At 37.7% G+C, this 20483-nt stretch carries 21 protein-coding genes; 8 read left to right on the top strand and 13 right to left on the bottom strand.

Features of this window, described 5'->3' with window-relative positions; all coding sequences use genetic code 11:
- Positions 1 to 101: 101 nt before the first annotated feature.
- The 4 genes from rfaD to ABN256_RS13880 are packed head-to-tail and all read left to right on the top strand — an operon-like array spanning position 102 to position 3983.
- Positions 102 to 1040, top strand: a complete 939-nt coding sequence (gene rfaD / locus ABN256_RS13895; RefSeq protein WP_072070447.1) for an ADP-glyceromanno-heptose 6-epimerase — start codon at positions 102 to 104, stop codon at positions 1038 to 1040.
- A 9-nt stretch (positions 1041 to 1049) separates the two neighbouring features.
- Positions 1050 to 2099 carry an ADP-heptose--LPS heptosyltransferase RfaF gene (gene rfaF / locus ABN256_RS13890; RefSeq protein WP_349439597.1) on the top strand — a complete coding sequence of 350 codons (1050 nt, stop codon included), beginning with the start codon at positions 1050 to 1052 and terminating at the stop codon, positions 2097 to 2099.
- Positions 2096 to 3052, top strand: a complete 957-nt coding sequence (rfaC, locus tag ABN256_RS13885; RefSeq protein ID WP_349439596.1) for a lipopolysaccharide heptosyltransferase RfaC — start codon at positions 2096 to 2098, stop codon at positions 3050 to 3052. Before rfaF ends, rfaC begins: the two co-directional genes overlap by 4 nt.
- Positions 3053 to 3077: 25 nt before the next feature.
- The gene (locus ABN256_RS13880) at positions 3078 to 3983 is read left to right on the top strand and encodes a glycosyltransferase family 2 protein (protein WP_349439595.1); all 906 of its coding nucleotides are present in this window, start codon (positions 3078 to 3080) and stop codon (positions 3981 to 3983) included.
- On the opposite strand, the gene ABN256_RS13875 is transcribed toward ABN256_RS13880, so the two are convergent.
- The 5 genes from ABN256_RS13875 to rfaQ are packed head-to-tail and all read right to left on the bottom strand — an operon-like array spanning position 3976 to position 9349.
- Positions 3976 to 5052: a glycosyltransferase family 9 protein gene (locus ABN256_RS13875; protein WP_349439594.1), complete on the bottom strand. Its 1077-nt coding sequence runs from the start codon at positions 5050 to 5052 to the stop codon at positions 3976 to 3978. The genes ABN256_RS13880 and ABN256_RS13875 overlap by 8 nt on opposite strands.
- Position 5053: 1 nt before the next feature.
- Positions 5054 to 6016, bottom strand: coding sequence for a polysaccharide deacetylase family protein (locus ABN256_RS13870; protein WP_349439593.1), 963 nt, complete (start codon positions 6014 to 6016; stop codon positions 5054 to 5056).
- A 41-nt stretch (positions 6017 to 6057) separates the two neighbouring features.
- Complete coding sequence (locus ABN256_RS13865; protein WP_349439592.1) at positions 6058 to 7161, bottom strand: glycosyltransferase; 1104 nt, start codon at positions 7159 to 7161, stop codon at positions 6058 to 6060.
- A complete protein-coding gene (locus ABN256_RS13860; protein WP_197269705.1) occupies positions 7158 to 8288 on the bottom strand; it encodes a glycosyltransferase family 4 protein in 1131 nt (376 codons plus the stop codon). Before ABN256_RS13860 ends, ABN256_RS13865 begins: the two co-directional genes overlap by 4 nt.
- Positions 8285 to 9349 carry a putative lipopolysaccharide heptosyltransferase III gene (gene rfaQ, locus ABN256_RS13855; protein ID WP_197269706.1) on the bottom strand — a complete coding sequence of 355 codons (1065 nt, stop codon included), beginning with the start codon at positions 9347 to 9349 and terminating at the stop codon, positions 8285 to 8287. The genes ABN256_RS13860 and rfaQ overlap by 4 nt, the downstream gene beginning before the upstream one ends.
- A 201-nt stretch (positions 9350 to 9550) precedes the next feature.
- Between rfaQ and waaA the strand changes: the two genes are divergently transcribed.
- From waaA to coaD, 3 genes are read left to right on the top strand one after another with little or no spacing between them, the layout of a single operon-like run.
- The gene (waaA, locus tag ABN256_RS13850; RefSeq protein WP_072070455.1) at positions 9551 to 10828 is read left to right on the top strand and encodes a lipid IV(A) 3-deoxy-D-manno-octulosonic acid transferase; all 1278 of its coding nucleotides are present in this window, start codon (positions 9551 to 9553) and stop codon (positions 10826 to 10828) included.
- The gene (locus ABN256_RS13845) at positions 10828 to 11607 is read left to right on the top strand and encodes a glycosyltransferase family 2 protein (protein ID WP_349439590.1); all 780 of its coding nucleotides are present in this window, start codon (positions 10828 to 10830) and stop codon (positions 11605 to 11607) included. The genes waaA and ABN256_RS13845 overlap by 1 nt, the downstream gene beginning before the upstream one ends.
- Positions 11597 to 12082: a pantetheine-phosphate adenylyltransferase gene (gene coaD, locus ABN256_RS13840; RefSeq protein WP_115351308.1), complete on the top strand. Its 486-nt coding sequence runs from the start codon at positions 11597 to 11599 to the stop codon at positions 12080 to 12082. Before ABN256_RS13845 ends, coaD begins: the two co-directional genes overlap by 11 nt.
- Here coaD and mutM read toward each other — a convergent pair.
- Positions 12079 to 12903: a bifunctional DNA-formamidopyrimidine glycosylase/DNA-(apurinic or apyrimidinic site) lyase gene (gene mutM, locus ABN256_RS13835; RefSeq protein ID WP_349439589.1), complete on the bottom strand. Its 825-nt coding sequence runs from the start codon at positions 12901 to 12903 to the stop codon at positions 12079 to 12081. The genes coaD and mutM overlap by 4 nt on opposite strands.
- A 99-nt stretch (positions 12904 to 13002) precedes the next feature.
- Between mutM and rfaL the strand changes: the two genes are divergently transcribed.
- Positions 13003 to 14262, top strand: a complete 1260-nt coding sequence (rfaL, locus tag ABN256_RS13830; protein ID WP_349439587.1) for an O-antigen ligase RfaL — start codon at positions 13003 to 13005, stop codon at positions 14260 to 14262.
- Position 14263: 1 nt separating this feature from the next.
- On the opposite strand, the gene ABN256_RS13825 is transcribed toward rfaL, so the two are convergent.
- The 7 genes from ABN256_RS13825 to radC form a co-directional block, all read right to left on the bottom strand.
- Positions 14264 to 15433, bottom strand: coding sequence for a glycosyltransferase family 4 protein (locus ABN256_RS13825; RefSeq protein WP_196554678.1), 1170 nt, complete (start codon positions 15431 to 15433; stop codon positions 14264 to 14266).
- Entirely contained in the window at positions 15433 to 16536 is a 1104-nt protein-coding gene (locus ABN256_RS13820; RefSeq protein WP_349439586.1) for a glycosyltransferase family 4 protein, read from the bottom strand. Before ABN256_RS13820 ends, ABN256_RS13825 begins: the two co-directional genes overlap by 1 nt.
- Positions 16537 to 16539: 3 nt before the next feature.
- Positions 16540 to 17541: a glycosyltransferase family 9 protein gene (locus tag ABN256_RS13815; protein ID WP_197269709.1), complete on the bottom strand. Its 1002-nt coding sequence runs from the start codon at positions 17539 to 17541 to the stop codon at positions 16540 to 16542.
- A gap of 216 nt (positions 17542 to 17757) precedes the next feature.
- Positions 17758 to 18885, bottom strand: coding sequence for a glycosyltransferase family 4 protein (locus ABN256_RS13810; protein ID WP_349439585.1), 1128 nt, complete (start codon positions 18883 to 18885; stop codon positions 17758 to 17760).
- A gap of 149 nt (positions 18886 to 19034) precedes the next feature.
- On the bottom strand, positions 19035 to 19202 hold the full coding sequence (gene rpmG / locus ABN256_RS13805; RefSeq protein WP_006534250.1) for a 50S ribosomal protein L33: 168 nt from the start codon (positions 19200 to 19202) through the stop codon (positions 19035 to 19037).
- Between the two features lie 10 nt (positions 19203 to 19212).
- Positions 19213 to 19449 carry a 50S ribosomal protein L28 gene (rpmB, locus tag ABN256_RS13800; protein WP_036914542.1) on the bottom strand — a complete coding sequence of 79 codons (237 nt, stop codon included), beginning with the start codon at positions 19447 to 19449 and terminating at the stop codon, positions 19213 to 19215.
- A 247-nt stretch (positions 19450 to 19696) separates the two neighbouring features.
- Complete coding sequence (radC, locus tag ABN256_RS13795; RefSeq protein ID WP_196554644.1) at positions 19697 to 20368, bottom strand: RadC family protein; 672 nt, start codon at positions 20366 to 20368, stop codon at positions 19697 to 19699.
- Between the last annotated feature and the right edge of the window lie 115 nt (positions 20369 to 20483).

The following is a 20483-nucleotide window of genomic DNA, read 5'->3' as shown; positions in this document are numbered from 1 at the left end:
TTTCAGTCTGTTGTTCCGTGATGAATACTACCGTTAACGCTGTTCAGTGTTATTATAGACCTAGAGCTAATTTTAAGATTTTTATATGAAGGGGTAGCCACATGATTATCGTCACGGGCGGTGCAGGTTTTATCGGCAGCAATATTGTTAAAGCGTTAAATGATGAAGGTTATACCGATATTTTGGTTGTTGATAACCTCAAAGATGGCACCAAATTCGTTAATTTAGTTGATCTCAATATCACTGATTATATGGATAAGGAAGATTTTATTGCGAGTGTTGTTGCTGGTGATGATTTTGGTGATATCGATGCTGTTTTCCATGAAGGTGCTTGCTCTTCTACCACTGAGTGGGATGGCAAATATATGATGGATAACAACTATCAATATTCTAAAGAGCTACTTCATTTTTGTCTTGAGCGCCAAATTCCTTTCTTATATGCCTCTTCTGCTGCAACTTATGGCGGTCGCACTGATAATTTTATCGAAGAGAGAAAATATGAAGCACCTTTAAATGTCTACGGTTATTCAAAATTCTTATTTGATGAATATGTACGCCAGATTTTACCTGAAGCAGATTCGATGATTTGTGGCTTCCGTTATTTTAATGTTTATGGCCCACGTGAAGGTCATAAAGGCGGTATGGCAAGTGTCGCATTCCATTTAAATAACCAAGTCAATGCCGGTCAAAATCCCAAATTATTCGAAGGTAGTGAAACCTTCCAACGTGACTTTATTTATGTTGGCGATGTGGCAGCGGTTAATTTATGGTTCTGGCGTAATAATGTATCCGGTATTTTTAACTGTGGTACGGGTCGAGCTGAATCATTCCAAGCTGTTGCCGATGCCGTTATTGCTCATCATAAAGATAAAGATCTCTCTATTGAACATATTGAATTCCCTGAGAAATTGAAAGGTCGTTACCAAGCATTTACTCAAGCTGATCTAACAAATTTACGTAAAGCAGGTTATTCCGCACCTTTTAAAACAGTTGCCGAAGGTGTAGAGCTTTATATGCAATGGTTAAATCAAGGTAAGTAATCACTGTTTATGAAAATCTTTGTGGTAGGGCCGTCATGGGTCGGGGATATGATGATGTCCCAAAGTCTTTATCGTACATTGAAAGCATTACATCCGGCGGCAACCATTGATGTAATGGCACCTGCATGGTGTCGTCCATTACTCGAAAAAATGCCAGAAGTTGATAATGCAATCCCAATGCCATTAGGGCACGGTGCTTTAGCCATTGGTGAACGTCGTCGTTTAGGAAAACAATTAAGAGAGAATGGTTATACTCACGCTTATGTATTACCCAACTCGTTTAAGTCTGCATTAGTCCCTTTCTTTGCAGATATTCCTAAACGCACTGGATGGCGTGGGGAAATGCGTTATGGGCTATTAAATGATTTACGACCTTTAGATAAAGACGCATTTCCTTTAATGGTTGAACGCTACGTTGCGCTAGCTTATGACAAGCAAAAAGTCCAAAAAGCGGCTGATTTACCTCAACCTCTGCTTTGGCCTAAGTTATCAGTAGCCGAGAGTGATGTCTCTACCACATTGCATCAATTTTCATTATCTACTCAGCGTCCTGCTATTGGTTTTTGCCCAGGCGCTGAATTTGGCCCTGCTAAACGTTGGCCTCATTACCATTACGCAGCTTTAGCACAGAAACTCATTGAGCAAGGTTATCAAATCTTCTTATTTGGTTCTCAAAAAGATAAAGAAGCAGGCGAAGAAATAAAACAAACCTTAACGTCAGAAGCACGTGAAGCATGTTTTAATCTTGCTGGCGAAACCAGTCTTGAGCAGGCGGTTAATTTAATTGCCTCTTGTAAAGCAATCATCAGTAATGACTCTGGTTTAATGCACATTGCTGCTGCGTTAGAACGTCCGTTAGTAGCACTTTATGGCCCAAGTAGCCCTGACTTTACGCCACCGTTATCACATAAAGCGCGCGTGATCCGTTTAATTACTGGTTATCACAAAGTACGTAAAGGGGATGCAGAACAAGGCTATCACCAAAGCTTAATTGATATTCAGCCAGAAAAAGTCTTTGCAGAGCTTGAAAATTTACTGTCAACGGAGCCATCAGCGTGAAGCGGGTATTAATCGTTAAAACCTCTTCTATGGGGGATGTTTTACATACGTTGCCTGCATTAACTGATGCAATAAATGTTTATCCTGATATTCGTTTTGATTGGGTAGTCGAAGAAGGTTTTGCACAGATCCCTAGCTGGCACCAAGCCGTTGATACGGTTATTCCTGTGGCGATACGCCGTTGGCGAAAAAACTGGTTTAGTGCGCCTATTCGCGCAGAGCGCGCACAATTTCGTCGCACTATTCAAGCTCATCATTATGATGCCGTTATTGATGCACAAGGATTACTGAAAAGTGCATTCTTAGTGACTCGATACGCCAAAGGAATAAAACATGGTTATTCCCGCCAATGTGCCCGTGAGCCATTAGCTAGCTTTTTTTACAACGTTCGCCATGACGTCAGTAAAAAAATGCATGCCGTTGAGCGAATTCGCCAGCTATTTGCACTAAGCTTAAATTATCCGATCCCACAATCTCAGGGTGATTATGGGATTGCACAGCATTTTCTCTCACTTCCATCCTTTGATGAACGCCCTTATTTGGTATTCTTGCATGCAACTACGCGTGATGAGAAACATTGGCCAGAATCCCATTGGAGAGAATTAATCGCCTTACTCGCAGATTCTGGAGTACGCATTAAATTGCCTTGGGGTGCAGAGCATGAACACCAACGAGCCATTCGCCTAGCAAAAGATTTTGACTACGTTGATGTGCTGCCAAAAATGTCGCTAGCCCAAGTGGCTCAGGTTATTGCTGGTGCTAAAAGTGTGGTGTCTGTCGATACCGGATTAAGCCATTTAACGGCCGCATTAGATAAACCCAATATCACCCTATTTGGCCCCACCGATCCCGGTTTAATCGGCGGTTATGGTAAAGCCCAAACGGCTATAAAAGCAGAAGGCGGGGATATTGGGGAGATAAGTGCACAACAAATATTCACTCTGTTAACTTAAAATATAAGCTACTTGGTTTAATTAAATGAAAAAATTATCGATCATTGTCAATATTAAAGATTTAGAACATGTTATCTCTAGGTGTTTAGAAAGTATTGAAGCGTCATTAGAATTTTATCCTAATTCCGAATATGAGATATTAATGATTGATGATAACTCAACAGATAATACGCCTGAAATACTTAAAAGTTTTGAAAGAAAAAATCCTTCTTTTAAATATATTAGAACGACTTTTTGTAATTTAGGTAAGGCAAGAAAATATGCAATCACCCAATGTACTGGTGATTATATTACTTTTATTGATGGTGATGATTTTATTGCTACTGTTGATTTTTCCAAATTAACTCCAATTTTAGATAAACAGCCTGATATCATCATTACAGGATTAAACGAAGTATTTAAAAAAGACGATGAAATAATTAAAACCACACTTGGAGCACCCTTCTTTCTAAATAGAAATCAAGCAATCACTGATTTTTTAATTCATAAAAAATATCAAGCTCATTTATGTGGTAAATTTTTTAAAAGTGAAATTTTAAAATCAATTGATTATCCAGAAGTCTATTGTTATGAGGATGCTTTCGCTTTTCCAGATATACTAAACAAAAGTAATAGCATTGTGTATTTAGAAGAGAAGTTTTATAATTACATTAAAGATGATAATAGTTTATCTAATAGTATTAATACTAAAAAGATAGACCTAATGACTGAGGTCATATTGAAAATGTATCAAGTTTTTCCTAATAACTTTTATAATTTAATTAGTTGCCATGCTATTGAACATCTATTGAAATACAATACTCAGTTAAGTAATTCCAATAGATTAAAAAATCAAATAGAAAAAATAAAAACATTAAATTTTCTATTTGATTTTAATATTAGAACTAGTTTTAAAAAGAAATACCTTTTATATAAAATAAAAATTAATTAATTTTAATATGGTTTATGGTGCTATCAAATACTTCATCAACAGTAATATCACTCATCGTTTTGATAGTACCATCTATAGATATTCCATCCTTTTTAATCACTTTATGCAAATCAGGATCTTGATAAGGTCCCGTCCATTTTGGATCAGCAGTTACAAATAGACTAACTGTAGGTATTTGCAACGCTATTGCTAAATGTAGAGGTCCAGTATCACCAGTAACTAATACATCCATTATTTTTATCTGGCTGAGCAAATCAGGTAATGAAGTCTTGCCTACTAGATTTTCAATATTGTGATGGTATTTTTCTGGCAGTAATGCAAAAAACTCCTCGGGCAATTCTAATTCTCGAGGAGATCCTATTAATTTAATTTGTACTGATGGTTTACTATTAATAAGCTTCTGCGCTAATTCGGCAAAGTTTTTAACAGGCCATCTACGTTCTTGCGTTGATGCCCCCATCTGAAAACCAACAATATTCCCTTCACTTTTGGCTAATTGTTCTATTTCACACGGAAGTTCCATTCTTGTATCAGTACTATCGATCCCTAAATGATGAATAAGATTAAGTTTTGTTTGAATTATATGCCCCACTCCTGGCTGATATTCAGCAATAATCCATTTCTGAAACCATTTAGGAATAACATGAAAAGTATTACGTAAAATATACTGACAACCCGCCATAACAGCAAATAACACATCATAAGGAAGATGAGAATGGAGAATAACCGCTAATTCAGGTTTATATTTTTTTGCCTGTAATGCAATAGGGAGTAGATTTCTAATTTTATTATCCCAATAAACCACACTGTCTATTTGGTCATAGTTTTCAACTAATAATCTATTTTTTTCGCTGGAAACCAATGTGATATGTGCATCAGGATAATGTGCACGAATAGCTCTTATCGCGGGAGTATTAAACATAAAATCCCCCAGCGCTGTCGTAGAAAAAATAAGAATACTATTAAATTGAATATCAGATGAAAACGTATCTGTTTTTTTCATCTTTCCTAAAAGTGGGTTATAAATATTTAGGAAGTTATGTACCCATTTTAATTTCTTTAACTTCATCTTATTTTGCCTGCATCTTACTTTGATAGTACTCAGCCAACGTCATTCCCTGCACTTTGTCTGACAAGAAACTAAATAACGTTTCTAAATCGTGATATAACCCTTCAATATCTTTTTCAGTACGGAATGTAGGGCTACCACCCGGCATAAATTCAGATGAATGCAACATAAACTCAATATGAGAGTGGCCTTGAGCCAACGATTTTTCAGCAACATCAATCATCTGTTGGGCATTTCCGCCTTTAGGACGAAGCCAATTTACTGAAGGCGCTCGTTGCTTACCTCTTAACTTATCGTAGCCTTGCTTAACTTTATTCATTAAAGGCGAATGCTTATATTGAATACTCATTGGCACTTCTAGCAATGATGAATTACCCGACTTGGTAATATCTTCTAGATCCATAAAATAAGCATGGCTTGGAAAATGGGTATAATTTGTTCCACCCTCTTGTGCTGGATCGCCTTTTGTAAAACGCCAATCTACTTTAGGCGTGACAGAGCAATCGACTTGATAACCAAATTCAACCAAGAGTTGTGCATAAACCTCATTAAATGCCCAACGCCCCGCGCGATGACTTAACATTTTTGTTTGTAGTTTATCTTCAAGCAAATCAGTCATTAATGCGATTTTATCTCGCATTTGCGCTTTGGGGTATTCAATTAAATAAGGCTGATAGCGTAAATCATCATCAGTTAAAGGTGTTAATGGTGGGCTATTCCAAGCATGTAAGTGCATACCAATTTCACCCGTATTACGGGCAATAACATCACGAGCAAACTCAATATACGCCTCATCCATTACCATTTCATAGTTTGTTAACCAAACAGGTTTAAAATGAAAACGTTCACAAAGTTGCTGAAAACGAGGAAGAAAATGCGTATTTTGTGTGGTGATCTCACCTTCATTTTCCCAAAGATTATCACCTTCGGTATCTAATGTGATAATAAATGCTGGTTTAGTCATTGAAATACCTTACGCCTTCTTGAGAAATAAATTTAGCAATTTTATTGTTTAATGAGTGAAATATACTGATCAATCACTTCATTAATATCAAATTTTTGGTACATCTCAGGTGTGATTTTAGGTGGGGTAAAATAAACCAATCGCATCTTTTCTGCTAACGATGTTACATTTAGATCTGCTTTATAATTAGCAAGCTCACCTTCCATAATCTCACCAATACCACCGGGACAATTGGTACTCGCAATCGGTGTATTACAAATCAAAGATTCAACCAACACATTGCCTAAACCTTCGCTATCAGAGCTTAAAATAACCGCTTTTGCATCATTAATAACAGCAAATGGATTTGCTAAAAAACCAATTAAACTTACTTTATTTTCTAAATTAAGCTCTGCTATTTTATTTTTAATTTTAGTTGTCACTTCAGAAGAGCCTTGTCCTGCAATAAATAATTTACAAGGCAAATCCGCTAACGCAAATGCTTCTAATAATCTGTCATGCCGTTTAACTTCATGAAAACGACCAATATGTAGTAAATAATCTTGCCCTTGATAAGAATTACTTTCTAACGCTAAATTTCTAATTTCTTGAATATCAAACGGATTATAAATTGTTTTTAATTGTTGTGGTGATACTCCCACATTTTCGATCAAATCCTGCCCAGCCGCATTGGAAACCGTAATAATATTTTTTCCTTGATATACTTTTTGGATCTTTTTTTGTTTTAACCAACGAGAAAAACCTGTTTTATTACCTAAATAAGATTGGGAAAATATGCCATGAATGCAATACCATGTATTTTTATCTGCCAGCTCTTTAGATAAAGCGACTATTCTATCTGTCTTATGCAAATTTGAAACAACAAGCGATGGAATACCTTTACGTGCAAATAGTGATTTCAACGTATTATCCATCGACTTTGCTCGACGTTTCAGTTCTGTTTGTCGATGAAATAATCCACGGTAACTGTCTGCATCAATCAATAACTCAATATTAGCAGGGATCGAATAATCACACTTTTCAGCTAAAGAGAGTAACGTAACGGTATAACCACGCTGGCTTAAACCATGACAGAGCCTGATAGTGACATTTTCAGCACCACCACCCGGTAATCCATCAATAATAAAAAGGATATGTTCCTTCATAAACTAAGAACCTTTTGGTAAAGCCCAATCAGTTGTTGAGATAAATGCTCTGGCGTATAAGGCAATATCTTGTTTCGGGCAGCTTTAGACATTCTATTATCAAGATTATCGGCAGAAATTGTTTTTATTGCACTTACCATTGCCGAAATATCTAGCGCATCAGTGACAAAACCATTAACACCTTGCTCAATAAATTCAGAGCCACCACAAGTATAACTAGTGATCACGGGTAAACCACATGCCATTGCCTCTAAAACAACATTAGGAAAAGGATCATATAAAGTGGGTAACAATAAACCATCTGCCATTTGATATAAAGGTAAGGTGTCTTTTTGCACACCTAGAAAATGAACGCGATCATGACTTTTTAATTGATGAGCAAATTGCTGATATTTTTTCTGCTCTTTATCTTGTCCAACTACAATCAAATGTGCACTTGTACAACTAATTGCTTCTATGGCCGCTTTTAAGCCTTTGCGCTCAAATCCAGAGCCCACATAAATAAAACATTTTGCTTCAACAGGAATATGGTATTGCTGGCGTAATTGTTCGCGATAAAGCGCAGTCGCAGGGAAAAATCGCTGATTATCAATCGCATTATAAATTACGCTAATGCGCTCACTTTCAATACCAAAATCTTCCATCACTTCACGCTTTACCATTTCTGAATTACAGATAACGCGTTTTAGTTCTGGTGAATGATACATCTCTTTTTCAGCTTTCATTACATAGCGGTGATAACAACTATTAAGCAATAATTGACTACGTAATGGGCTTAAAACGCGTGAACGTTGTAATAACCATCGGTGATGAACACCGTCTCCTGCACGATAAATATCGCATCCTGCAATACGTTCATGACTTTGAACTAAATCGAACTTTTCTTTTTGCCAACATTGTCTTGCTGCTTGAGCAAAGCCTTTTTCACGGCTAATTCGCCCCCATTTTATTGGGTTGACAATATGAATATGCCACTGAGGTTGTACTGCACCAATCCATGAACGCGTGATCACATTAAGTTCTACAGCTTGATTATCTAATGCCTCAAGCGCTCGAGAAACAAATCGTTCTGCTCCCCCATCAGGTCGGTATTTTTGACGCACTATAGCCAATCGGAATGAATTCATTTTAGTTGTCCCCTTACGGCATTCAGTACATCTTCGACAGGTATTAAACTGAGATAACGCGTTTGTGTGTTGGTATTGACATCATCAGGATCAGGGAGTTCACCATAATTGCCTGCCCATAACACTTCGCCAATATGTTCCCATGGCGACCAATGAAATAATTTTGATGGCCCAAAGAGTGCAATAAGAGGCGTTTTAAGTGCTGCCGCCATATGCATGGGAACAGAATCAACCCCAATAAATAAACGAGCATGATCAATTAACGCAGCAAGTTGAGGTAAAGAGAGTTGTCCTGATAATGAAACCACACTGTTTGAAGTACACCCTTTAATAATGGTCTCTACCATCTCTTTTTCACGAACATCAGGCCCTGATGTTAAAATAATTTGGTGTCCATCATGCTGTAAGGCATCGATTAATTCAGACCACTTATTTTCATCCCAACATTTAAAAAACCAACGAGATGTCGGTTGGATAACAATATAAGATGTGAATACACCTTGAGATTTTAGCTTATCAATAACGCACTGTTTATCTTGTTCACTGTATGCCATTGATACTTGATTATCTATTTTAGGTAGCTGTAATGGTTGCAAGAGCGCTAAATTTTGCTCCACAATATGTTGAGTATAAACAGAGTCTAAAGGGATCAAATGAGTAAAGCATTTTTTCCAAAAAGGGCTTTGACGTTTATAAATATCATATCCGACACGAATTTTAGCCCCCGTAAAACGCGTTATTAATGCACTATTCCATTGATCGGCTAAGTTTATAACAACATCATAGTGTCTCTTTCTTAATTCAGTGAACAATTGCCACTCATGACGTAACCTTGCCAGCTTCCCTTCATTTTTCCATGCTTTATCTAGTGCAAAGATATGGTGAATGGAGGAAAAACTCTCAATCATTGGCATGGTTTCTTTATTGATTAAAACATCCACTTCAGCATTTGGAAAGTTAGCTTTTAATGTATTAATAACAGGGGTAATCAATAAAGTATCACCATGATGTCGTAACTTAATAATAAGAACCCGTTGTATTAACTTCATTTTTTCACTCATAACATTCCAAATGTACTTGAATAACTAGCAATGTGATTTGATTATAAAAAAAATTCTATCAAGTTTCCTGAATAAAGCCTGTTAAAATTAATAAAAAAGCATTATACCGTGTTGTTTATCGCCACAACGTTTGTTTTTACACACTTTCTACTGCACAGTGTGATACTATAAGCGTTCGTCCAGATAAGTGAATTTGATAGCATGTTGTTGCGTTTATATCAGGTACTTCTTTACCTTATTCAACCTCTGATTTGGTTACGTCTTTTATTACGTAGCCGTAAAGCACCCGCCTACCGAAAACGGTGGGGAGAGCGCTATGGCTTTTGCAAAGGCAAAGTCGTGCCTCAAGGGATATTATTGCATTCTGTATCTGTGGGTGAGACTCTCGCCGCAGTGCCACTTGTTCGCGCCCTTCGCCATCACTATCCTGATTTACCTATAACAGTCACTACCATGACTCCAACAGGTTCAGAACGTGTACGTTCTGCGTTTGGTGATGATGTTTACCATGTCTATCTTCCTTATGATTTACCAGGTTCAGTTAATCGTTTTCTTAAAACGGTCGATCCGAAATTGGTTATCATTATGGAAACAGAATTGTGGCCTAACCTAATTTCAAAACTGCATCAACGAAAGATCCCGTTGATTATTGCTAATGCACGTTTATCAGAACGCTCTGCCGCTGGTTATCAAAAATTAGGTAATTTTGTCAAAACGATGCTCCAAAAGATCACCTTAATCGCGGCTCAAAACCAAGAAGATGGCGAGCGTTTTATCGAATTAGGCCTTAAACGCTCACATTTGCATGTAACAGGCAGCCTGAAATTTGATATTTCTGTTACCCCTGAATTAGCTGCCAGAGCTGTTGCTTTACGTCGCCAATGGGCAGCTCACCGCCCTGTTTGGATAGCAACGAGCACGCATGAAGGTGAAGAGACCATTATTTTAGAGACACATAAAAAGCTTCTGACACAATTTCCACAACTTTTGTTAATTTTAGTGCCTCGACATCCTGAACGTTTTCCTAAAGCTGAGCAATTAACCCGCGAAGCAGGATTAAAGTACACATTACGTAGCACTGATGCTGTTCCCGATGCACAAACTCAAGTGGTTATTGGCGATACTATGGGCGAACTGATGTTGCTCTATGGTATTGCTGATTTAGCTTTTGTGGGAGGGAGTTTAGTCGAGCGAGGTGGTCATAACCCGTTAGAAGCAGCCGCTCACGCTATCCCTGTAATTATGGGGCCTCATACTTTTAATTTTAAAAATATCTGTGCCAAGCTTGATCAAGCTGAAGGGTTAATCACTGTCACGGACAGTCAATCAATGGCAACAGCGATCGCCTCACTGCTTAATGATGAAGACTATCGTCGTTATTATGGTCGTCATGCGGTTGAAGTACTTCATGAAAATCAAGGGGCATTACTGCGTTTACTCACCTTACTTTCCCCCTATCTTCCTCCCCGGAGTCACTAATGAGCCAGAGTAAGCGCCTTTCTGTGGTGATGATCAGTAAAAATGTCGCTGATGTCATTGGTGAATGCTTAGACTCTGTACAATGGGCGGATGAAATCATTGTGTTAGATTCGGGGAGTCAAGATGATACCTGCCGTATTGCAACAGAAAAAGGGGCAAAAGTCTTTGTAAACAGTGAGTGGCCAGGTTTTGGTAAACAGCGCCAATTAGCACAACAATATGCCACTGGTGATTATATTTTTATGATCGATAGTGACGAACGTGTCACTCCTGAGCTAAAAACCAGTATCCTCGCAATATTGCAACAACCTGAAGAAAATGTGGTTTATCACTGTGCTCGCCGTAATTTATTTATGGGGCGTTTTATGAAGCACAGTGGTTGGTATCCCGATAAAGTGACACGTTTATATGCTCGTGAACGTTATCAATATAACGATAATTTAGTTCATGAATCATTAGAAACCCAAGGTGCAACCGTTAAATCCTTACAAGGTGACCTCTTACATCTTACTTGCCGTGATCTCATGGAGTTTCAGCAAAAACAGCTAAAATATGCCACCGAATGGGCAAAAGAGCGTCACCAACAAGGTAAAAAAGCCAGTTTCAGCTCAATTTTAAGTCATACATTAGGAGCTTTTTTTAAGACGTGGTTGTTAAGAATGGGGTTTTTAGATGGAAAACAGGGTTTGATATTGGCATTTGTTAACGCACAGTATACCTTTAATAAATACGCCTCTTTATGGGAACTCAGCCAGAAGACTATCAATAATGAAAAATAAAGCTATCTACCCCGGAACATTCGATCCAATCACTTATGGCCATATTGATATTTTAACCCGTGCTGCGGGTATGTTTGATACGGTTTTATTAGCCATTGCTGATAGCGCCCGTAAAAATCCGATGTTTACCCTCGAAGAACGTGTTGATCTAGCCAAACAGGTAACGAGTCATTTACCTAATGTTGAAGTGGTTGGGTTTAGTGAACTAATGGCTAATTTTGCCAAACAACAACAAGCGACTATTTTAATTCGTGGTGTACGTAGCGTTTCTGACTTTGAATATGAATGGCAGCTGGCCAATATGAACCGCCATTTTGCACCTGATCTTGATAGCGTATTTTTACTACCCTCTCAAAATCTTTCTTTTGTCTCTTCATCTTTAATTAAAGATGTGGCGCGCCATGACGGTGATGTCTCTACGTTTTTACCTGAAGTAGTCACCACCGCCATGCTAAAAAAACTCGGTAAAATTTAACTCTCATTTTCACCATGTTGGCAATGTCGGCAGAAAAAGGTGCTACGTTGCCCTTGCTTAATGCTTTCAATTGTATGTCCACAAATTAAACAAGGTTTATCTTTACGCCCATAAACAAATAGCTCTTGTGCAAAATAACCAGGTTTACCATCTGATTGTAAAAAGTCTTTTAGTGTTGTCCCACCTTGTTCGATAGAGCGTGTTAATACGCGTTTTATCGCAGTCACTAGTACCACACACTCTTCTAACGTTAAATTATTGGCTTTTCTATCTGGCATAATGCCTGATGAAAATAGTGCCTCGTTAGCATAAATATTGCCGACACCCACAACTAATTTATTATCCATTAACCATGGTTTAATGGCTGTTTTTTTATTTTTTGACTGTTGATATAGATATTGTGCATTAAATTCATCAGAAAGGGGTTCAGGCCCTAAATGGGCTAATACTGCACTGGTTGTTAAATCTTCACACCATAACCATGCACCAAAGCGTCGAGGATCGGTATAACGCAATACTTTGCCATCACGAAAAATCAAATCGATATGATCATGTTTTTCTTCAGGCTGTTCCTCTAATAAAATACGCACACTCCCTGACATCCCCAAATGGATAATAATCCATCCAGTATTCAGTTCTATGAGTAGATATTTAGCTCGTCGCTTAACACTTAAAATAGGCTCATCGAGTAAGGTTTTTATTTTTTCAGAAACGGGCCAACGTAATTTACTATTACGCACAATGGCATAGTGCAACACATTACCTACAAGATGAGGTTCAATGCCTCGGCGACTGGTTTCGACTTCTGGCAATTCAGGCACTGGTGACTCCATAATTATCAGATAAGAGATACAGCGATAACATCATTTTTATTGTATGATCAGCTTCCCTAAAAGCATAAAGGACAATAGCAGATTATTATGATGGTGTTTAAAGATTGTAGTAAAAAATCCCTGTGGAATTTATCCATTATTGGGCTTTACATTATATTGATCTACTTACCAGATATCACCCGTTATAAAAATATTGTGATGGGGTTGATTGGTGCAACAGCACTGTGGTATCTGGTACGTGACTTTAAGACTATCTGTAAGATATTTAAAAATAATCTCGCTTTTTCACTCCTGTTTTTATTGCTCGCGATTGGCTATTCGATTCTAATTTCTGTCGAGCCTAGTATCAGTATAAAAGAGATAAATAAGCCCATACTCAATGGATTATTGCTGTTTGCTGTGACCTTTCCGATTGTATTATATAAAGAAAAACCTGCTGATATTGCCAAGATGGTTATGGTGGCTTTTGCGATTGGATTATTGGTGATTATGGCTAAAGAATTAGTGCAGTATTATTTGGAGTATCAGAGAGGTATCTTTTTATTTAGTAATAAAAGTCATAACCAACATAGAGAAATATCCTATGCCCTTCTTTTCTTTTTTCCTATTGGATTAGCGTTATGGTCAATAAAAAAAAGAAATTCTATTATCAATTGGCTATTATTAATTATTATTAGTTTATCTTTTATTCTTATAATGTTAGGGACGTTAGCTCGTGGTGCATGGGTAGCATTAATAATCAGCGTATTATTAATTTTAATTATTAATAAACAAAAATTGTTACTAGCAATCGTTTTTTTCTTATGCATTATCTTATTCATAAGCATAATGAAAATACCTAAGAATCATTTTTTTAGTGAAAAACTCTACTTTAAATTAACACAAACAAATAGTGGAAATCGATTTAATAACGGCACCCAAGGCTCTGCATTAGATCTTATCTTTAAACAACCGATAAAAGGTTATGGCTACGGTAATCAGCTTTACCATAATATCTATAATGAGCATGTTAAAGAGCATCCTGAATGGATATTTAAAAAATCCGTAGGCCCCCATAATATCTTTCTCGCTTTTTGGTTTGCTGGCGGTATTTTAGGGTTATTTGGTATTCTCTATTTTTGCTCTTCAGTAATTGCTCAAGGTATCCAACTAATAAGAAAGAACTCAGGAATTATTCGCCAAGCAGCTTTAGTGTTATTGATGTCATTTTTAGGGGTATATGTACTACGAGGATTATTTGAAAATGCCTATATTAATCAAGTGGGTATTTTGGTGGGATTAATGTTGGCATTGCGTCATGCTTTACTCAATAATCAATTAGTCACGCCATCAGATAAACAACAATAGATTACTTAATTAACTTCTCTATTGTTTTTAGAATAGTCTCTGCCCGCTTATCCCAGTTGTAATAGTTTTCAACCAGAGAGCGGGCATGAGTTGTTTTTTCTTTAGCTCTCTGCGGGTTTTCTCTTAGTTGTATTATCTGTTTTGCAAAACTTTGTGCATCACCACTATCGGCAAAACTCACTGCTTTCTCATCCACAACATCACGAATTGAAGGAAAATCTGAAATGACTACCGGTTTTTCCATAGCCATATATTCAAATAACTTAAGTGGTGAAGTATAACGACTTCCAATGCTCGTTAATGTCAGCGGGAGTACACAGATATCATGCATAGCAATCGCTTCAAAGCGTTTTTTCGGATCAATAAACCCCAAGAAATTCACTTTATCTTTGACATCCATTTCTTGAGCTAATAAGGTTAATCCCCCAATCTGCTCCGGCGTTCCTCCTGCGATATTCAACCGTGCGTTATCAAGGTATTTCATTGCTCGCATCATGGTTGGAATACCTTTCCATTTATGCAAACTTCCCAAATAAAGCACTTCAGTAATGGGTTGATTTAATTTAGGAGGTACTATCTGATGATCTGCCACAGCATGTAAATCCACACCATCAGGAACCACTGTTATTGGTGTAGTAACTTGATACTGCGAAACAATATCATCTCTTAATAATGAAGTAAGAACAAAAACACCCGTAGCTTGGCTATAAACCAACTTTTCCATTTTTAATAGCTTATGATATTTGGCTCGATTCTTTTTTTTCTCAAAAGAATGAGACTCTGCAAAAGATTGAGCAAAGATTTCATGGCTTTCAAAAAAGAGAGGAATGTTTGGGTAATTTTCACAGAGATAACAAGCTAGTTTTAAATTACGGGTAAACAACGCATCAACGTTATTTTGCTTTACCCAGCGAGTAATCTGTAATGAGAAAAGTTTTTGTGAATTAAACGGAAAATACCATTTACGGCGAATATCTCTTAAAGAAACTAAACTCGCATTAGGATGAATAGCACGTCCTAATATATCACTATCTCGATATTGTCCTTTAGGTGTCACTAAAGTGACATGTGCACCCGCTCTGGCAAAAGCATCGACATTTTGCAGTATTTGCAATGAAGCCACACGTAAGTCAGGAACCGGGTAAGGATCAAGATAGGCAATTTTCATAATTATGACGCCAGTGCCCGTAATAAACGTTGCGCAGAGTGTTGCCAAGTATAACGTGATTCAATGCGTAGACGAGCTTGCTCCCCCATGCTTTTACCTCTATCCGGTAATGCACGAAGATGATTAATCGCTATCACAATTTCATCTGCACTACCTGGTGCGACAAGAAGCCCAGCGGTGCCTTCATTACCCACCACTTCAGGAATACCCCCGATATGGCTTGCAATGACAGGTTTTGCACACGCCATCGCTTCTGCAATCGTAATACCGAAGGCTTCATCTCCTGTACTCGGGAAAATACCTGCGTCACTTGATGCATAAAATTCAGGTAATACGTTATGTTCAACAGGTTGATGAAAAATAACTTGCTCTGCAACACCTTTAGAAATTGCTTTCTTTTTTAATCGCTCAAGATCATCACCAGCACCGATAATCAGAAGTTTAACATCTTCACCTTTTAATTGCTCGATGGCATCAATTGCGACACTCAAGCCTTTCCAACCTACTAGCCGTCCTGCAAATGAGAGTAAAAAAGTAGACGCATTAATCCCTAATTGCTCACGCAATGACGTAGTCATAGGCTTAAACTTTTCAATATCCACACCATTATAAATCACGTTTGGAAATTGCTTAAAATGATGCTGGATTTGCCAAGCATTAAAGTGACTACACGCAACCCATGCTGAAATCTTTTTACCTAATCTGCGATCGCCTTTAAAAAAACTAGTTCCCCCACTCATATAACAAAAACGAGTTGAGGATGATTTAGGCATCATAGAGGGCCAAAAAAAATCAAAAGGCTTCGTTAAAATTACCCAATCAAAATGTTGGCTGATAACCTCTTTTTTAGCATGTCGTGCAAAAGTATAACGTTCAACAATACGACGAAAGCGCCCACCGAGATCAATCACTTTATCTCTGGGGGTATAAGGATAAGTGTGAACCTGTATTTGGCGTCCTGCCAGATTGTGTCGAATATCGCCATTGCCACCATAAAGATGAACTTCATGTCCAGCATCATGCAATTGCTTAGCCAGTTCCCAAACCGCTGTTTGGATCCCGCCATAAGACATGGTGATTGTGACATCAATTATACCGATCTTCATGGATTACTTTTTCACCTTCATTCCATCAATGATATTACGCACTGCATTCCACACTTCTTCAACTGATATTTCAGCCATATTGTCTTCGCGACGAGCATTTTCCAACGAGGTTGGGTGTTGGATAACCTGACAACAAGAATGTTGTAATGGCGCTAAATAGCACCCTGGGTGATAGCTATGGTATAACGCCACCATTGGGATATCTAAAGCCCCTGCTAAATGTGTAGGCCCTGTATCTACCCCTACATAAAGCGATAAATTTGCCATAATTGCCGCATTTTGTCGCATTGAAACTCGACCGGCTAAGGCTAAACAACGCTCTTCACCTATTCTTTTAGCTAAATCAATGGAGAGTTGTTCACTTTCCTTACTACCTAATAGCAAGAAATACGTACTCGCGTCATGGGTAATTATCTGCTTTGCTAATTGTAGAAAATTTTCCACCGGCCAATCTCTATAGGCTTTAGCCGGAAAACTCTGTAATTGAAAACCAATAATATTCTTATTAATTAATGAATTATCTTTTAAAAATTGTTGTGCAAAGCTCTTTTCTTCATCACTGATAAAGTAACGTAGCTGCCAACAACTCGGATAAATCCCTAACGCATTAATTAATAAGGCACGTTCTTTTTGTGCAACCATCGGCGATTTGGGACGTTCAACCCAAGTCACATCAGTTTGCTGTTGCGACTGATCAGAAAAAGTCACAGTATGGTGAGATTGACGACGGGCATAGCTCACCAACTCACTATCATTGCCATATACTAGTGCTAAATCATAAGGCTTATGAGGTAGCCAGCCAGTCCAAACCGCTCTTTTTTTAGAAAAATGCCTAATACAATCAATATCAGGATTATGCTCAAGAATGCATGCGCTACGTTTATGTGCAAGCACATGAATATGAGCATTAGGCCAACGCTGTTTTAATGCATGGATAACCGGTGTGATAAGTAATGTATCACCGAAACGGGCTATCGCTATAACCAATATATTATTTGGATCCATATGCTTTTTATTTGGCTTAAATGATACATTTACTTCTCAGACTATACACTAAAAAGTATTACAAATATTCATCAATAAGATGAATACACTAAGTTGATAATAGAGACTCTAAGTCATTCAAGGTGTATTTAGTACGAATAAGTACAATCAGCCATACGACAACTTAAAATATGACGAGTAGAGATAATCGTTTCACGACTTTATTATCAACATTAATCATACTGATTTATTTTTATCGTTAATTGCCTGAATAAAGATCCTTTCCATCTTATCTAGCATATTATCCAAGCCAAATCGTGAAACAGCATGTTCAAGTGCAGCTTTTCCCATCTGTTCACGTAATTGTTCTAAGCCCATTAATTTAGCTAAATGGCTTGTCAGTGCCTCTTGTTCTTGGGGCACCAATGTAAAACCCGTTTTACCATCAATAACAGCCTCGCTAATCGCTCCCACCGTTGTAGAAACAATAGGTAAACCACAGGCCATTGCTTGCATAATGCCTTGAGGCACACCTTCATTACCAAAAGAAGGTAATGCAAAGAGATCCATTGCATTTAAACAATCAGGCACATCATTACGATTACCTAAAAAGAAAATACTTTGCGCTAATCCCGCATTTTTGACCATTGGCTCTAAATTTTTACGCTGAGGTCCATCACCGACAAAAATTAATTGCCAATCGGGAAACTGCTGATGTAATGATTTCCATGCTTCGACTAAATATTTATGCCCTTTCCACACACGCATTGTTGCCACTATTCCTAATGTTGGTTTATTAGGGATACCTATTTTCGCTCTAGCATGCTGTTTATCCTGTGGAAAAAAACGTTGTAAATCAATACCGGTAGGTACTGATGTCATTTTTTCTAATGGGAATTTATTGTGCTGATGTAATGTCTGACGTAGCTTTTCGCCTGTTGTCACGATATGCGTGCTAGATGAAAGATAGAGCCAGCGAGTAGGTAGTGAGCGTGAAACATCGGTAGAAACATGACGAGTACGCACAATCGGTGGTGTATGGCTTAATGTGGCACAAGAGGCTGCAACTAACCATGCATCGGTAGAACTATGAGTATTAATCACATCAAATTGGTGATGATGTAATTTCAGCCACTGACGAAGTGCTTTTAATGCAGAGACACGTTTTTTTTCAATCGGTAATGTAAAAACTTCAATACCATAATCAGGCGCAGCTTTAGCAATTTTAGAAGTCGGGCAACACACTAGCGCAACTTGGTGCCCTCTGCGGATCATACCTTGAGATTCCGTCAGTATACGAATTTCCTGACCACCCCACCCACAAGATGATTCTGTATGTAATATTGATAATACTGACTTGCTCATCCGCAATCCATTCACCTGATGATTCAAAAAGAGCCATAGTATAACTAAAGAGCAAAGGAAGATCACAATAGCTTTACTTTGTTATACTTAGCAGGCTTTAGATAACAAAAAACCCGACACAAAGGTCGGGTTTTTTAAGAAAACTAAAATTATTTAATTTTAGCTTCTTTATAAAGCACATGTTGACGAACAACTGGATCGAATTTTTTCATTTCCAGTTTTTCTGGCATAGTGCGTTTGTTCTTCGTAGTGGTATAGAAGTGACCTGTACCAGCAGAAGAAACGAGTTTAATTTTCTCGCGAATACCTTTAGCCATTTTTCAGCTCCTAGAACTTCTCACCACGGGCACGTAAATCTGCTAATACAGATTCGATGCCTTTCTTATCAATCACACGCATACCTTTAGCAGATACACGCAGAGTTACGAAACGTTTCTCAGACTCAACCCAGAAACGGTGAGAGTGCAGGTTTGGCAGAAAACGGCGTTTAGTCGCGTTTAATGCGTGAGAGCGGTTGTTTCCACTCACAGGACGCTTGCCGGTAACTTGGCAGACTCGGGACATGTCTATTCTCCAAAAATCTAATCAGCTCGAGCTTTAGTATCAGGTTTGACCGCCTCGTCAGGCTTTGGAGCCCATCTCAGCAACTTTTAACGATTGAAAAACTGTGTAAACACCTCAGAAAAAACTTGCTGAGATAGGCTCTTCTCGCCAAACCCAAGATCCTCAAAGGTGGCGTAGTATACGCCCAATGGCCTCAACGCTCAAGACCCGTACAAATAAAGATTGACAATAATTACAAAAATATTTGCTATAACCAGCCACGTTCAGCAAAAGAAACACAGTTATCATGCCCTATTACAAGGTGATCGAGTACATTTACACCCACTAATTGGCATGCTGCAAAAATTTTCTTAGTGATCTGTTTATCTGCAAGGCTAGGTTCACAAATACCTGAAGGATGATTATGGGCAAGAATAATCGATGTTGCATTCTTTTTTATTGATTGACGTACAATTTCTCTAGGATGAACTTCTACTCGATTAATAGTTCCTTTAAACATCTCTTCATAGGTAATTAATTGATTTTGATTATCAAGAAAAAGTACCACAAACACTTCTCTTTCTTGCCAATTAAGTAATTTTTTTAAGTAATATTTCGTTTCCTCTGAAGAAGATAACACATTTTTATACATAAATTGTGTAGTCGAAAAGCGTTGTGCCATCTCATTAATTGCCTGTAATTGGGTAAACTTACCCACTCCAACACCTTTAAAACGGCCAAGTGTTTCATAATCTGCGCTAATGACATGATATAAAGAACCACATTCTTTAAGTAAAAAAGCAGCGAGCTCTAATACTGATTTTTCATAAGTTCCTGTACGTAAAAAAAGAGCAAGTAACTCAATATCGGTAAGCGACTCCACGCCATAAAGCAGTAGCTTTTCTCTAGGTAAAAGTGCATTAACTGATTGATTTTCCATCCATGGACTCCAAATTGGAATATAAATAACTTATTTTATTTCTTCACTTTAATTCTGCTATTTTGCTTTTTAAGCACGCATCATAAAATGCCAATCATAAAACAACTGTTGTTTT

The organism is Proteus sp. fly-1008, from assembly GCF_040140305.1.
GTDB lineage: Bacteria > Pseudomonadota > Gammaproteobacteria > Enterobacterales > Enterobacteriaceae > Proteus > Proteus vulgaris_B.
Note: the sequence above shows the minus strand (reverse complement) of the source record. Positions and strands in the feature narration are given on the sequence as shown.

Bases quoted from the DNA above. Each gene is read 5' to 3' on its own strand.
- coaD (WP_115351308.1), top strand. From the start codon at position 11,597: ATGAAAAATAAAGCTATCTACCCCGGAACATTCGATCCAATCACTTAT.
- ABN256_RS13810 (WP_349439585.1), bottom strand. From the start codon at position 18,885: ATGAGCAAGTCAGTATTATCAATATTACATACAGAATCATCTTGTGGG.
- ABN256_RS13880 (WP_349439595.1), top strand. From the start codon at position 3,078: ATGAAAAAATTATCGATCATTGTCAATATTAAAGATTTAGAACATGTT.
- ABN256_RS13845 (WP_349439590.1), top strand. From the start codon at position 10,828: ATGAGCCAGAGTAAGCGCCTTTCTGTGGTGATGATCAGTAAAAATGTC.
- radC (WP_196554644.1), bottom strand. From the start codon at position 20,368: ATGGAAAATCAATCAGTTAATGCACTTTTACCTAGAGAAAAGCTACTG.
- rfaF (WP_349439597.1), top strand. From the start codon at position 1,050: ATGAAAATCTTTGTGGTAGGGCCGTCATGGGTCGGGGATATGATGATG.
- ABN256_RS13815 (WP_197269709.1), bottom strand. From the start codon at position 17,541: ATGGATCCAAATAATATATTGGTTATAGCGATAGCCCGTTTCGGTGAT.
- ABN256_RS13865 (WP_349439592.1), bottom strand. From the start codon at position 7,161: ATGAAGGAACATATCCTTTTTATTATTGATGGATTACCGGGTGGTGGT.
- rpmG (WP_006534250.1), bottom strand. From the start codon at position 19,202: ATGGCTAAAGGTATTCGCGAGAAAATTAAACTCGTTTCTTCTGCTGGT.
- waaA (WP_072070455.1), top strand. From the start codon at position 9,551: ATGTTGTTGCGTTTATATCAGGTACTTCTTTACCTTATTCAACCTCTG.
- rfaL (WP_349439587.1), top strand. From the start codon at position 13,003: ATGATGGTGTTTAAAGATTGTAGTAAAAAATCCCTGTGGAATTTATCC.
- ABN256_RS13870 (WP_349439593.1), bottom strand. From the start codon at position 6,016: ATGACTAAACCAGCATTTATTATCACATTAGATACCGAAGGTGATAAT.
- rpmB (WP_036914542.1), bottom strand. From the start codon at position 19,449: ATGTCCCGAGTCTGCCAAGTTACCGGCAAGCGTCCTGTGAGTGGAAAC.
- ABN256_RS13875 (WP_349439594.1), bottom strand. From the start codon at position 5,052: ATGAAGTTAAAGAAATTAAAATGGGTACATAACTTCCTAAATATTTAT.
- rfaD (WP_072070447.1), top strand. From the start codon at position 102: ATGATTATCGTCACGGGCGGTGCAGGTTTTATCGGCAGCAATATTGTT.
- ABN256_RS13860 (WP_197269705.1), bottom strand. From the start codon at position 8,288: ATGAATTCATTCCGATTGGCTATAGTGCGTCAAAAATACCGACCTGAT.
- ABN256_RS13820 (WP_349439586.1), bottom strand. From the start codon at position 16,536: ATGAAGATCGGTATAATTGATGTCACAATCACCATGTCTTATGGCGGG.
- rfaQ (WP_197269706.1), bottom strand. From the start codon at position 9,349: ATGAGTGAAAAAATGAAGTTAATACAACGGGTTCTTATTATTAAGTTA.